Here is a 13,979-nt window from a genome sequence, read left to right as displayed (position 1 = left end):
TATGGATTTGAGCTTCCTGTAAACCTGTCTTTCACTCATTATGTTGGCATGAGCCGCGAGAGAAGGCCTCGAACATGATGACCAAGCCTGTTCCGTCCAGTGCCGAGCAACGATCTGTCTGCCATACCTGCGGGCAGGCCTTTTCGACGTCAAAACTACGCCCCTGGATTTCAGTCCGGCCGGGAGTGTCAGACCTGATCGCCAGTGCCGCACCTGGCTGGGCCGAAGGAAAGCAAATTTGCAAGCGCGACCTTGTCCGGTTTCGGCGCCAGTATGTCGAGCAACTACTCGAAGATGAGCGCGGTGAGTTGAACGAACTCGATCGACAGGTCATTGAAAGCCTTGAATCCGGACAGCTTGTATCTCGCAACCCTTTGGACGAGATTGAGAAAAAATCCACGTTCGGCGAGCGCACGGCAGACAAGGTTGCCAAATTTGGTGGCAGCTGGACATTCATCTTGTCTTTCACCGTCGTGTTGATCGCGTGGATCACACTTAATGTTGTGGGGCTGAGCGCCAGACCTTTCGACCCCTATCCGTTCATCCTGCTGAATCTTGTACTCTCATGCCTTGCAGCAATGCAGGCTCCCGTGATCATGATGAGCCAGGGTAGGCAGGGAACCAAGGATCGGCTGCGGGCTGAAAACGATTATCGCGTGAACCTGAAGGCTGAGCTGGAAATCCGCCAGCTGCATGAGAAAATCGATCATCAGCTCGCCCATCAGTGGCAGAAACTCGTTGAATTGCAACAAATACAAATCGAATTGTTAGAAGAAAGCACTGATGGCAACCGCTGAACACACGCCGTCGAAACGTAGGTGGCGGCTGATCGTCAAGCACCCAGCCGTCAGGCTTGCAGTTGCGATTGTCATTGTGGTGATTGCAATTTTCGCCCTGAACAGTTTGGCTGCCCATGTAAAATGGGTCGACGTGAAAGCCGATCTCGTCGCGGCCTCTTCAGTTTCATTGCTCACAGCGCTTGCCTTTACCGCGCTCAGTTTTGTCGGCATCTCATTTTATGATGCCCTTGCCGTCAACTTGGTCGCACCATCAAAAGTGCCTTTTCGCATTGCCGCACTGGCTGGAGCGGCGGGCTACGCAATATCCGGATTGTTAGGCGTCTCGTATCTGACAGGCACTGCCGTCCGTATTTCATCACGATCTATTTTGGCGCGGTCGCTTTAGGCATCCTCAGTCACTCCCCGGGCTGGCTGGGTGTGTTCGAGGCAACAATCATCTCGGGATTGGGTGTCTCGGGGCGCTCGGACGTTCTAGCAGCACTTCTGCTTTATCGCGTGATCTACACGATCGCCCCCTTCATCGCCGCAGTTTTGGGCCTAAGCCTGATGGCAGGCATGGCGCGGCGGCGTGAACTTACGGGCGGGGCGCAAACGATCTGGCGCGCCTTCCAACCACTGGTTCCGCCCATTGCGGCGGGTGTGGTACTGCTTGCCGGAGTACTTCTTCTCTTGTCAAGGAGTCTCCCTGCCGAACAGTCACGCCTGGCTGTGATCGCATTCAATTCCCTGATGACCGGCAAGGCCAGCCGTAAGCAACTGGAGCCGGCTCCCGACGCGGTGCGCAGGCTCGTCACGACAAGCGAAGACAGCGAGTCGAACATCGCACTAACGGGAGACAAGTCTTTTCTTGTTTCCGACGACGAAAGCGCTTTCATCGCCTATGCCGATACTGGCAAATCACTGATCGCAAAGGGCGATCCGACGGGTGACGCCAAAATAGCCAAGAAACTTGTCTGGCAACTCCGCGAGACGGCCGACCGACAGAGAAAACGATGCGCCTTCTACGCGGTATCGCTGAAATATATTCCGGTTTTTCTTGATCTTGGTCTGTCAATTCTGAAGATCGGAGAGGTGGCGCGGGTCGACCTGAGCGCCTTCACCCTCGACGGCTCCAACAGGAAAACTCTACGCCAGGGGCGCAGCCGTTCCGCCCGCGATGGGGTCCCGGGTTCGCGATGGATGCGCTGCTTGCGGAACTCATGCTATGGGGCGCAGCCCAAGGCTATCACTGGTTCTCGTTGGGTGCTGCGCCCTTTTCGGGCATAGAGAACCGCCAGTTGGCGCCAATCTGGAACCGCATCGGCGGTTTCGTCTACGAACACGGCGAACATTTTTACAATTTCGGAGGACTCAGGGCCTTTAAAGAGAAATTTGACCCGGAGTGGAGCCCGATTTATCTGGCCACCCCCGGTGGACTAGCCACCCCCCAGATCCTTAACGAAATAAATGTGCTGATTTCGGGAGGATTTCGTAGATTGATGAAGTAGGGCGTTATCGAAAAAACCTCGTGGGATAAACCCTAATCTGCCAAGTTTTGACATATTCCTGATGAAACCTCCACAAAGCCGTGACACAGGGTAGGCCATTATGCCCACTCAATGTCAGGTCGACTTTTTCAGTCGCCAATGTGGTGGTTTTGGTCATGAACACATTCTTACCTCGCCAATTGCAGGGATTTTTCGCGGCCGGCGGGCTTGCTACGCTGTTCCACTGGCTTGTAATGGCAGCACTGATCGGCGTCGGGCTTGAGCCGGTGCTGGCAACCGCGAGCGGAAGCGTGTCTGGCGCGGTGCTAAATTACGGCCTCCAGCGGCGCCTGGCGTTTCGCAATGCCGGTCCTCACGGGGTCACCTTGTGGCGCTATGTCGGTTCCTGCTTTGTCGCCTGGTTCTGCAATCTCGTCTTTTTTTTCCTGCTCAATAACGTCCTGGCAATTCCTGTCACGCTGTCACAAGTTGTGACCACAGGGCTTGTCGCCGCACTGAATTACATTGTTTATCAGAGGCTGGTTTTCCATGAACAAACGCGTTGAATTCCCTGTGGTACCTTTTGATGGTCCGTTTGATAACACGCTGTTATCACTGGTGGTGCCGCTCTACAACGAACGCCCGATGCTGCCGCTGTTCTTTGAGCGGGTTCTACCTGTGCTTGCCACCTTGGACCTGCATTGGGAAATCGTGCTGATTGATGATGGCAGTGACGACGGCAGTGCCCAATACATTCACAGTGTTATTGACCGAACGCCCGGCATCCGATTGATCAAGCTGAGTCGTAATTTCGGCAAGGAAGCCGCGATGACTGCAGGGCTGGAACACGCAAAGGGCGATGCGGTGATCGTGTTGGATGCAGACCTGCAAGATCCGCCTGAGCAAATCCCGGCCATGGTCGAGTGCTGGCAGTCGGGTGTTGACGTTGTCCTGATGCAGCGTCGTTCACGGGCTGGCGAAACCGCGTTCAAACGCTGGAGTGCGCATCTGTTTTACAGACTGCTGAATCGAACCAGCCGAACGAATATTCCCGTAGATACCGGTGACTTTCGGTTGATGAGCCGCAAAGCCGTTAACGCACTGTTGGTGCTGAAAGAACGCAACCGTTATATGAAAGGCTTGTTTGCCTGGATCGGTATGCCGACCCAAGTCATCCAATACGATCGTGAACCCCGAGCGGCGGGTGAAACGAAATGGGATTACCCCGGATTGGTGGGTCTGGCACTGGAAGGGCTGACATCGTTTTCTGTATCTCCGTTGCGTTGGGCGACAATGATCGGGCTTATTGCCGCCAGCATGGGTGCGGTATTCGGGGTGTGGATTGTGGTCAAGGCATTAATGCTGGGCGATGCCACCAATGGTTATCCATCGCTGGTGGCCATCATCAGCTTTCTGGGCGGTATTCAACTGATGAGTGTGGGCATTGTGGGTGAATACGTCGGCAAGACCTACATGGAATCAAAACAACGCCCGGTGTACCTGACAGAAGAAGTGATCGAAAACCTGAACGGCACACGCCAACAGGCAAAACGTAAAACAACGGGGATGCGACATGTCAAAGCGGTTTAACGTGTGGCTGTTGATACTCGTTGCAGTGCTGGTTAGCCGTTTTATCGGTATGGCCCTTTTCCCATTTGCTGATACCACCGAGCCGCGCTATGCCGAAATTGCCCGCCTGATGGCGGAAACCGGTGACTGGGTTACGCCGTGGTTTGAGCCCGGAGTTCCTTTCTGGGGTAAACCACCCTTGTCGTTCTGGGCCCAGGCGGCGGCCATCAAGGTATTTGGTGTCTCGGAGTTTTCGTTGCGGTTTCCCTCCTGGCTGGCAACGCTCGCCATGGTGTGGCTGGTCTGGCGATTGGCGCGGCAGTTATGGAGTGTTCAGGTGGCTCAATGGAGTTGCCTGGTTTTCGCAACCATGGCACTCACCTATATTAGCGCTGGCGCCGTGATGACCGACGCTTTTCTGGCACTGGGCACTACCCTGACTTTGGTCAGCTTTTGCTTGGTAATGGCAGGAGAGGGCGGCTTGTGGCGGTGGCTTTTTTTTCTTGGATTGGTAATTGGACTCCTGTCCAAAGGGCCGTTAGCCATAGTCCTGGTCGGGATTCCCATCGTGCTGTGGTTACTCGTTTCATGGAGGGACGCGACGAACAATCTGCGACGGTTGCCCTGGTTGCGAGGAACCCTGTTGACGGCGCTGCTGGTCTGTCCTTGGTACATACTGGCGGAACTCAAGACACCGGGCTTTCTGGATTACTTTATTGTAGGGGAGCATGTTCGCCGGTTCCTGGACCCAGGTTGGGCAGGCGATCTTTACGGCAGCGCCCACAATCAGCCCAAAGGCATGATCTGGATGTTCTGGTTGTGGGCCTCTTTTCCCTGGGGTGTCGTTGCGCTGGTGAGTCTGGTGCCGGCATGGTTCAGAGGGAAAAGAAGCGGCATCGTTAGCAGGACGATATCGAATCCGGGCGTTAGCTTTTTAGTGGTCAGCGCGCTGGCACCGATGCTGTTTTTCACGCTCGCAGGTAATACACTCTGGACTTACGTATTACCCTCGTTACCGTTTACGGCTATTTTGATCGGCCGTTGGGCGTCGGAATGCCAGTCTTTCCGGTTGGCCCGGTTACGGGGCGGTTTGGTGGCGTTGGTCCCGGTTTTACTGAGCGTGTTCGTAGGTCTTTCCGCCACGGGTTGGCAGGCACTAAAGACAGAGAAAGAACTGGTAAGCTATTATCAGTTGGCCAAGACAGCCGACGACAGCCCGTTGATCTATCTGGATGACCTTCCGTTTTCAGCCCGATTCTACTCAGACGGAAACGCTCTGGAAATGACAAAGAGCGGGTTGAGCAACTTGCAGACGGCCGAGGCGTATCAGCGTTTGTATGTTGCGGTTCCCAGAACCTGGCCAGGCGAAAAAGTGGCTGGCTTCGCTACTTCCGCTCGAAAGGTCATGGAAAATAGACGCTATCAATTGTTAGTCATTGCCGGATTGCAGCGCGATCAGCAACCGGTGTCTGACGCCAACGGAGTTCGCTCGAGTGACATCTAACCAACTACAGCTCAGGCTATTAATCGTTGAAGACCAGGTAGATCTTGCGGAAAACCTGTTCGAATTTCTGGGTGAAGATCGCTACGTATTGGACTTCGCTGCGGATGGCTTGACCGCATTGCATCTGCTGGCCACGCAAAGCTATGACGTTATCGTACTCGATCTGATGCTCCCTGGAGTCAGTGGCTACGATATTTGTAAACGTATACGTAATGACCTGCAGTGCCAGACTCCCGTTATTCTGATGACGGCACTGAGTGGCTTGTCCGACAAGGAAAAAGGGTTTGATTGCGGTGCGGATGATTACATTGTGAAGCCGTTTGAGCTGCGTGAGTTACAGCTACGGATTGAAGCTCTTCATCGGCGGTATTCCCCACAGCGACGGGTCCTGTCAGCGGGTGATATTCGCTTCGATCCGGGTACGTTGGAAGTAGAATTAAACGGATTGAAAACGGCTTTGTCCGGCACACCGGCTCGCTTGTTTGAATTGCTGGTACGAGCGTATCCGAGTTTTCTCAGCCATGAATCACTCAGTGATGCCCTATGGGGAGCTCGCCACGGCGAAACGGAAGGCAATAGCCTTCGCACTCATATTTACACACTCCGAAAATCGCTGCAGGCCGGACTGGGCAGTGGGTTGGTAAAAACAATCCACGGTCGAGGATACAGTTTGGAGGTTCCTGCGAAAGGAAACGCTGAGGCCTCATGAAATCATCATTAACCAAGCGCCTGGCCCGAACCCTGTTTTTCCTGATTGCGGCCACCACGGCCACCTCCATGTTTATTGTAGAACTGTTCGTCAACGACGTTGAGGACACTATTCTGGGCCTTGAACTACAGGCGGACGCCAAGTTTTTCACAGAGCAACTTCAAGAAGGGACTTTTCAACCCATAAAAACGGCTCAGTTGGAGGCCGTTTTTCTGCCGGAAGGTGAGGCAGAGCTTGTATTGCCGGAATATTTCCGTAGCCGCTCGCTGCCATTTTCCCAGGAAATCGAGATAGGTGAGACAACGCTGCTGATAGTCGGTGAGAAGCTGAAGCAACCAGATGGCAAGCTGTTCCTGGCTCAGGATATTACTATCATGGAAAACCGTGAGTCCCTGGTGCAGTTGGCTCTGGTGGGCGTGGCGGGCTTCATGCTCCTCGTCGGCTTTTTTATTGCCCGAACAGGCGCCCAATACCTGGTGCGGCCCTTCAGGAAGCTAACCCATGAGGTCATGAACACGAGCCCCGGATCGTCCATGCGGCAAATTGATACGGGCTACCGTGATCAGGAGTTTTGCGACATTGCCGACGCGTTTAACCGGTTTCTGTCAGCGCTGGAACATCACATTGAACGGGAGAAATCGTTTGTTAAACTCGCCAGCCATGAGCTTCGCACGCCGTTAGCGGTGATGAGTGGCGCCCTGAATGTGTTGGAACAACGACAAAGTTTGTCGACAGCGGATCAGAAAACCCTCGCTCGTATTCGCCGGGCCATGCAAACCATGCGCGACGATACGGAGGTACTGCTTGAACTTGCCCGCAGTGAAGCGTCTGAGAGCGACGCGAGAACCATTGTGCTGCAAGAGGTCGTCCAGAACACGATTGATGATCTCGAGCATGGACATCCGGATCATGCCGGACGAATCACGGTTTACAACAATAGCCCGGGGATGAGAGTCACAACCCATCCCGCTTTGGTACGCATGTTGATGCGCAATTTGTTGCAAAATGCGCTTCGCCACACTCGTGCTGAAGTAGAAGTTCGAATGATCGAAAACCGGATCTCTGTGCGAGACTTTGGCTCCGGGCTTCCAATCAATGTAGCCGAGCACCTGAGCGCTAGTGGAGCACCCACCGCCATCAACCCAAAGGCTGGAGAGATGAGTAACGCCACCTTTGGGTTGCTGATCGTCCGGTTAGTTTGCGAACGACTGGGCTGGGATCTCGAGATTGCGCAATCAGACAACGAAGGTACTGAGTTTCTGATCCATGTTCATAACCTTGGCTGATCATTTGAATCAGGCAACCCGTAGGCTTGTGTCTGATACAGTTTCAGCGGAAGGAGGGCATGGGCCAGAGCCTTTCTTGTGGCTGTTTCTTCCGGTGCACCCGCCAGGTATTGAGTTCGCCCTGCCTGGCGTGAATATTTTCCTGCCAATGGCTCCTGATCGGGACGCAATACGGTCACGTTGAAGTCGTCATCCATCCAGGCATAGCAATCGTTGAACTGCATAATCGCCCGGCCGGGTGCGTCCGGAAACTTCACCAGGTCACGGCCAACCATGGGGTGCTCGCTGGCAATACCCATGAGTGAAAGCAGAGTCGGTGCAAGATCAATCTGGCTTGTAATTGTTTCAATGCGCCGGCCTTCCATATCCGCTCCGAGTATCAGCCCCGGAATCTGAAAATTCTTGATGGGAACCAACTCGTCCCCCCAAACCCTGGCGTCGTGATCGGCCACAATCAAAAACAGAGTATCCTTCCAATAGTCACTGTTCCGAGCAGTGCCTATGAAGTCACCCAAAGCATGATCCGCGTATTTGACGGCATTATTGACGGTGTTTTTCTCTTCGTCGTACGGCTCGATCCGATTATCCGGGTATTCGAACGGCGTGTGATTGGAAGAGGAGAACACTAGGCGGAAAAAGGGTTCTCCACCAGCATGAAGTTTTTTGAGGTCTTGGTGGGTTTTTGCGAACAGGTCTTCATCGCTGACACCCCAGCTACCGGTAAAAACGGGATCGGCGTAGTTCTGTTGATCCAGGATACTGTCAAAGCCATTGCCCGAGAAAAAACTGCGCATATTGTCAAAATGCGCTTCCCCACCATAGATAAAACCTGTGTTGTAGCCTTGGTGCTTTAACAGGTCAGCCAGTGTGAAAAACCCGGTTTGGGACAGTGATAGTTTAACCACACTGCGAGCAGGAGATGGCAGGAACCCGGAAACCACAGCCTCGATACCCCGAACTGATCTTGTACCCGTTGCATACAGATTCTCAAACCACCAGCCAGAGTCCTTCAAAGCTTCCAGTCGCGGTGTAACCGGAGTGCCACCCAAGGATTCAACAAAGGTTGCGCCCAGACTTTCCTCCAGAACGATTACCAGATTGAGAGGACGCAGTCGTTTTTGCACAGGGTTTTGATGGTGCAGCGTCGGAAACTGCCTGGAGCTGAATTCACTACCACTGAGCCATGGCGTGCTTCTGACTTCGTCCAGTATTTCGGATATTTCCATCTGGCCGTAGCTGTCACTCGCATCCTCTTCGTGCTTGAGGTTGTAGATTGCAAACGCCACAGACCAGGTAGAGTTGATAATCAATGAGTTCACGAGCGCGTCGGAGGTCAGTGCAAACATCGCGGGATTGGCGGGGCGATGGCCGGTGGTGGAACGCACGCTCATAAACACAGCAAGAGCCACGATGGGCCATACCAGAATCGCTTTACGATAGTTGCCGGTAAAGGTCTCCCGTGCCCACGGGCGCATTAGCCAGGCGAACAGAATGGTCAGTGAAACGCAAAGAAAAATCCCAATGGCTACGGTAGGCAGATAGCCCTCCCAAAGCATGCTCAGCACTTCTTTGGGATAGTTAAGATATTCGATAAACAGTCGGTTGGGCCGGGTATCGTACTCGGCAACAAACGTCGGCGTGGAAAGCTCCATAAAGAGGAATGTGAAAACGGCAATCGTCGCCCAGAGGCCAGTCACCCGCCTCCAGACCGCCCAGCTGAAACGATGGCCCAGAATCGGCAGGAGCAAAAGCAAAGGAGCCACTGCCATGCCAGCCATGATCAGATCTGCTCGTAGCCCATGGAGAAAGATGCCAGGCCACACTGACGTTTCCGCAACCCGATCAAACTGCCATGTCACCAGCAGTGTTCTGGACAGGCTGCCGATGAGAAGGATCGTGAAAAACAACATCAATATCGGAGCGTAGGCGCCGGCCCAGCGGAACCCTCGATACACACGTTCGGGTAGAGAGAGATTTTTGAAAGAAAGGGGTGTAGGCACGTCTGCACTCGCATTTGGAAAAGTCGATGGAAGTGCAGAGTAGAGGAGGGCGTGTCAGCGACGGGTCAGGAAAACATCAAAAAATTGTCAAAGTTCGATAGCGTATAGAAATGTTTGGTAGCTTCATGTCGAAGTCTGCCTGGCCTCAACTCTGGAATTCTCGCGCCCCAGTAGCCCCGCGAATAATGGTAGAATCCTCCAGTAAATTCACACCGCGTGCCATTAGATGTTCTCCGGCGTGCAGTGGCACTCCATCCTGGTAGGATCGCAATGAAAAAGACCTATAAGTTAGACCACCCTAAAATCAAAGTGCCGCGTCTCGTCGATTCGGTGAAGCACGACATCAAAAAATTCCTGAAAAACGAACGCAAAAAACCTCTGCCATCTGGTGCTAAATACTGGGGCTTCGATTGCAAATTCGGGCAATCGGAAGAGACCGCGGTGCAGGTAGATCTGCCATCGTTAACGAAGTACATCGATGAGCTTGTTGAAAACAACATCAAGACCATTTACGTGGAGATCACACCGAAAGCCATTGCTGCCGGTGAAAACCCGCCTGCAAAGGAGGCCTGATTATCAACAATAACGATATCTTGCGCCGAGTACGTTATATCTTTGATTTTAGCGATCAGCTGATGATTTCGATATTCAAGCTGGGCGGGTGTGAAGCCAGCAAACCTGAACTGGCTGCCTGGTTGGCACGCGAAGACGAGCCGGGATTTGTTTTGTGTGAAGATGAGAAGCTAGCCCGCTTTCTGAATGGACTGATCATCAAAAACAGGGGGGGCCAAAGTGACGAGCCACCTGAGCCTGAGCGTGTTCTCAGCAATAACATGATTCTGCGGAAACTGAAAATAGCGTTAAACCTGCAAGCAAATGATTTGCTGGAGATACTTGCACTGAACGAGTTCACCATGAGTAAACATGAGTTGAGCGCTCTGTTTCGGCGCCCGGACCATAAAAACTATCGGGAATGCCTGGACCAATTGCTCCGTAACATTCTTGACGGAATGGAAAAACACTACAGGAAGAATAAAGCGCCGGCACCCGCTTAAACAATTTCTGAGGGTGTCAAAAAAACGTCCATGATTCTGGCGTTTGTATGGCTAGAATCATGGACGTCATTACTGTAGTGAACAGCCTTTACTGGCCTCTAAACGTAGAAGTCCAGCTCTTCCTGAGCTTTCAGCAAGTCCCGCATCTTGATGGGATCGTCGCCAAAGAAGAAGATCAGACCCCAATGAGTGCCGAAGGCTGACCGGTCAGGAACCGTCTCTTCTGTTGGTGCAACCAGTTCGTGGGACTCGAAGTAGGGATGCTCGATGGTTTCTTTGGGCATCTCCAGCTTGCTCACTACGCGGCGTCTTGGATAAACACCGAAGCAACCTGCGTAGCCCTTCGCGTCAACCACTTCGCGTGGAAAGAATGCATCCACCTCTTCTTTGGTGCTTTTGGGATCGAACACCAGCATAGAGGCTTGATACGCACTGAACCCGTAGGCTTTCTCAATAAGCTCGAAAGCCTTGAACCCAGGCGGACGGTAAGCAACTTCGCCAAAGTACATTTCGCCATCAGCCGTGACAAAGTACTCAGGGTGAATCAACCCGAACTTGATTTCGAAGGTTTTGATCAGCAGCTCAATCTGCTTGGTGATCGCATTACGCCAACTCTCAAGTTGCTCAGTCGCGGGCACAAATACCGAGTAGCCCAGCGTTACGTATTCAGAAATGTTGAGGAACTTGATTTTCCCATCGTGGATCCAGGCCTCGACGGCAAACTCCCAACCATCCAGGTGGCTTTCCATCAGCAGGGGGTATTCTTCGGCCGGAATTGAGTCGATTTCCTCGATCTTGCGAATCATCCGGTGGCCGAGGCAACCAGCCTTGTCGAACGCCTTGACGTGAATCGGGTCATCGGGGTCACCATCCAGCTTGAGCAGAGTCTGGTTGACTCGCTTCATGAAGCGGACGATGTCATCTTTTTCGTGAGCTTCCTCAAAGATCCCGACGCGAATACCGCCAAGCTGGGCACGGCGCTTCATCAACGCCTTGTCGCGGAAAAGAATAGACTGCCCGAACATACGCGGGCTGTCGAGGAGGACGGAGTTGATAGCCCCTGACCACTCTACGGTTTCCTCGAATAGCGGAATCGCTACATCCACGCCTTCTGCCTTCAGCTTTTGCGCAATCTCGAAGGACCGATCATTCAAGCGGAGAAAATCCCAGGGAATAAAAGGGATCTTGTTTGCGGTACAAAAATCCGCAGCCCAGTCCGGAGCAACCACAATGTAGCGACGGTCAAACTTCTGTGCTGCCTTAATGGCGTTAACACTCCAGCCGAGTAGAGCGATGTAGCCTTTGTCTGGATCCTTTGGGGTCTCGGTTCCTTTAACAGAGTCCATTTCCGGATCAAGCCAGGCGGACACATCGCTGGGCAACTGTTCTTCTGGTGTTATCGACATTCACTGTTCTCCTTGCTGATGAACCCAGACAAGGCGCTGACGAACGCACCAAGTAAACTGAGCGATTTGTCGTGCTGCACGTTTCAATATAGTCCCATTGGTTACAATTTGAAACGAAACCCGCGGAAAGTTTGCTTCCAAAACGCCTTGAGAGCATCTTTGGCGATACTGCATTGCGTATCGAATATTTTAAGGAAAACACTATGGCGGATCCCGGTTCCAGTCCAGATAACAACGCTGCTGTTGCAAGATTTGACGAGGCTTTGGAGCAGCTTGCGCTTGCCCGCAAAACTGCTCCCATGGCGCCTAACAGGGAGGTATTGAAGGCGGCACTTTGCGTTATGGCAACTCCTGACGGACTGGACGCGTTGTACGCTCGGGTATCAGAGATTGAAGCAAAGGGCGTGTTTACCAATGGTGATTGGGGCAAGCCAGCCATTCTGAGGCCCGCGATTGCCGTACGAACCCTACGCCAGGGAGCGCCAGACTATACCGCCATTGAAGCCTTGAGTGAGCTTCGCCTGCTGGCTGTAGCTATGGGTGATTATCGCCACCCCGGAATTTCTGCAGAGCAGGCCCGACACTTTTTGACTCAGGTAACGGCATTGAATCTGGATCTGCTGTCCGGCCAGATGAGCGAGGCCGATCGGGAACGGCCGGAAGGGTTAGGGCAGATTGTCAATTCACTCTACCAGTACCTGCTCGGCAGGCTTGGCTATGAAAGCATTCTCGATAGCCTGGTTGATGAAGTGCGTCGCTTGCTGGCCCAGCGCCCGATACAAACAGGCAGTATCAAACAGATGGTTGGCCAGATAGCCAAATGCCTGTTTGACCCTGAAATCGAGACCGAGGGTATGCACAGGGCCGCGCGCCTTGTCAGCGCTCTATACGGCCCAACGAAAGGCTGCCGTGATGATCCGGGTTTAGCGGTATACGGTGAACGCCTGGTTGCGATGGATAAACCAGCACTCACTGAAGAGGCCGTTAGTTTTGCGGTGGCCATGGACGAGACTGGCATGGTTTCTCCATACCACCCCATGCTGTTGCGCCACCTGCGCGGGCATCAGGACGACCTTATACCTTTGGCATTGGGCCTGAGCATCACCGGAAACGATGTTTTTCAATGTTATCAGGAGATTGTTCACAAACTGATCGACGACGCCGTACACCCGGAAACCAGTCAGGCGGTGTACGGGCTGGCAATGTTTCTTGAGCGCGGAGGCCTGTTCACGCCGGCTGTGGCTTCAGGCCTGTGGCGGCAAGTCGAGCTGACGTTGTGTGAGACAGCCTGCAATACGCTGACAGAGGCTTTCGGCGATGCGCATCCTCCACGGGTTTATTTACTCGCCGGTGTCATGAGCCTTCTGGGGCAGCCTAATGGTGTTGGCCAAGGCAATAACCCGACCTGTCAGTCCGTTATCGGGCTTTCCATGTGGGCTTTTAACGACGCCGATTATCTGTTGCAGTTGGTGGCGTGGGCTGCCCGCGATGACGATGTCATCATGCGGTTCGAAGGTCAGCAAATTACCTCACAACATCTGGAGCCAGGCCTTGCGAAAGAACCTCCCACCGATGTCGATCCGGTTTCATTGATCTTGGTGCCTCACCTCGATCGTATTTATGCAGAAATGGGGCGCTTGTGCGGCGAACGTGACGATGATTTGCACCGTTGGATCAACCCTGAGATGTATGGCTGGTGGGTAGGGCACGCATTTCTCAGCGCAATTAGTCAGGAAACCGGGATGATTGAGGACTATGGGCACTTTATTCGCCATTTTTACGCCTGTTATCACCCGTATTACAACGGCAGCATACCTGTAATTCACCCACAACCCGCGGGCATCGTAGCCACCGACAGTGGAGGACGCATGGTTGGGCGCCATGCGATAACAGTCAGACGCGTGGGCCTTGACCGCCTTGGCGAGATGCGCATCTACTTTTACAACCCCAACAACGATAGCGGCCAGGATTGGGGCCAGGGTATTCACTGCTCAACTCAGAGTTATGGAGAACGGCATGGCGAAGCATCGCTGCCGTTCGCGGAGTTTGCATCACGCTTGTGTGTTTTTCATTACGATTCCAGAGAAGTGGGGGACATGTCCGCAGTCCCCGAAACAGAGGTTGTACGAGCTACAGAGCTGGGCCGCGCAAGCTGGGCTGCAGGTTATGAAGAAGGCTTGTAGG

The 13,979-nt window shown here is 53.3% G+C and carries 14 protein-coding genes; 12 read left to right on the top strand and 2 right to left on the bottom strand.

What is annotated here, in order from left to right:
- The first annotated feature begins 74 nt into the window (after positions 1 to 74).
- The 9 genes from FFI90_RS05800 to FFI90_RS05760 all read left to right on the top strand — a co-directional run bounded on the left by FFI90_RS05800 (position 75) and on the right by FFI90_RS05760 (position 7,334).
- A complete protein-coding gene (locus FFI90_RS05800) occupies positions 75 to 797 on the top strand; it encodes a DUF1003 domain-containing protein (RefSeq protein WP_222120482.1) in 723 nt (240 codons plus the stop codon).
- Positions 784 to 1,185 (top strand): hypothetical protein, encoded by a 402-nt coding sequence (locus FFI90_RS20195; RefSeq protein WP_144776927.1) that lies wholly within the window; start codon positions 784 to 786, stop codon positions 1,183 to 1,185. Before FFI90_RS05800 ends, FFI90_RS20195 begins: the two co-directional genes overlap by 14 nt.
- A gap of 32 nt (positions 1,186 to 1,217) precedes the next feature.
- The gene (locus tag FFI90_RS20190) at positions 1,218 to 2,066 is read left to right on the top strand and encodes a phosphatidylglycerol lysyltransferase domain-containing protein (protein ID WP_144776926.1); all 849 of its coding nucleotides are present in this window, start codon (positions 1,218 to 1,220) and stop codon (positions 2,064 to 2,066) included.
- Complete coding sequence (locus FFI90_RS20185; RefSeq protein ID WP_144776925.1) at positions 1,976 to 2,287, top strand: phosphatidylglycerol lysyltransferase domain-containing protein; 312 nt, start codon at positions 1,976 to 1,978, stop codon at positions 2,285 to 2,287. The genes FFI90_RS20190 and FFI90_RS20185 overlap by 91 nt, the downstream gene beginning before the upstream one ends.
- 155 nt (positions 2,288 to 2,442) lie before the next feature.
- Entirely contained in the window at positions 2,443 to 2,832 is a 390-nt protein-coding gene (locus tag FFI90_RS05780) for a GtrA family protein (protein ID WP_144777242.1), read from the top strand.
- On the top strand, positions 2,816 to 3,856 hold the full coding sequence (locus tag FFI90_RS05775) for a glycosyltransferase family 2 protein (RefSeq protein WP_144776924.1): 1,041 nt from the start codon (positions 2,816 to 2,818) through the stop codon (positions 3,854 to 3,856). The genes FFI90_RS05780 and FFI90_RS05775 overlap by 17 nt, the downstream gene beginning before the upstream one ends.
- Complete coding sequence (locus FFI90_RS05770) at positions 3,840 to 5,339, top strand: ArnT family glycosyltransferase (RefSeq protein WP_144776923.1); 1,500 nt, start codon at positions 3,840 to 3,842, stop codon at positions 5,337 to 5,339. Before FFI90_RS05775 ends, FFI90_RS05770 begins: the two co-directional genes overlap by 17 nt.
- On the top strand, positions 5,329 to 6,048 hold the full coding sequence (locus FFI90_RS05765) for a response regulator transcription factor (RefSeq protein ID WP_246123361.1): 720 nt from the start codon (positions 5,329 to 5,331) through the stop codon (positions 6,046 to 6,048). The genes FFI90_RS05770 and FFI90_RS05765 overlap by 11 nt, the downstream gene beginning before the upstream one ends.
- Positions 6,045 to 7,334: a sensor histidine kinase gene (locus tag FFI90_RS05760; RefSeq protein WP_144776921.1), complete on the top strand. Its 1,290-nt coding sequence runs from the start codon at positions 6,045 to 6,047 to the stop codon at positions 7,332 to 7,334. The genes FFI90_RS05765 and FFI90_RS05760 overlap by 4 nt, the downstream gene beginning before the upstream one ends.
- Here FFI90_RS05760 and FFI90_RS05755 read toward each other — a convergent pair.
- Entirely contained in the window at positions 7,319 to 9,334 is a 2,016-nt protein-coding gene (locus FFI90_RS05755) for an LTA synthase family protein (protein ID WP_246123359.1), read from the bottom strand. The genes FFI90_RS05760 and FFI90_RS05755 overlap by 16 nt on opposite strands.
- Positions 9,335 to 9,604: 270 nt before the next feature.
- Between FFI90_RS05755 and FFI90_RS05750 the strand changes: the two genes are divergently transcribed.
- Both FFI90_RS05750 and FFI90_RS05745 read left to right on the top strand, forming a co-directional pair.
- Complete coding sequence (locus FFI90_RS05750; protein WP_144776920.1) at positions 9,605 to 9,907, top strand: DUF6172 family protein; 303 nt, start codon at positions 9,605 to 9,607, stop codon at positions 9,905 to 9,907.
- A 20-nt stretch (positions 9,908 to 9,927) separates the two neighbouring features.
- On the top strand, positions 9,928 to 10,389 hold the full coding sequence (locus FFI90_RS05745; RefSeq protein WP_425463078.1) for a YehS family protein: 462 nt from the start codon (positions 9,928 to 9,930) through the stop codon (positions 10,387 to 10,389).
- 98 nt (positions 10,390 to 10,487) lie between these two features.
- Here the strand turns inward: FFI90_RS05745 and FFI90_RS05740 are convergent, their stop codons facing one another.
- Positions 10,488 to 11,795 (bottom strand): carboxylate--amine ligase, encoded by a 1,308-nt coding sequence (locus tag FFI90_RS05740; protein ID WP_144776918.1) that lies wholly within the window; start codon positions 11,793 to 11,795, stop codon positions 10,488 to 10,490.
- 203 nt (positions 11,796 to 11,998) lie between these two features.
- On the opposite strand from FFI90_RS05740, the gene FFI90_RS05735 reads away from it, so the two are divergent.
- Entirely contained in the window at positions 11,999 to 13,978 is a 1,980-nt protein-coding gene (locus FFI90_RS05735) for a hypothetical protein (RefSeq protein WP_144776917.1), read from the top strand.
- Position 13,979 lies beyond the last annotated feature (1 nt).

Source organism: Marinobacter maritimus (genome assembly GCF_007671675.1).
Classification (GTDB): domain Bacteria; phylum Pseudomonadota; class Gammaproteobacteria; order Pseudomonadales; family Oleiphilaceae; genus Marinobacter; species Marinobacter maritimus.
This window is presented reverse-complemented; position numbering and strand designations above follow the sequence as displayed.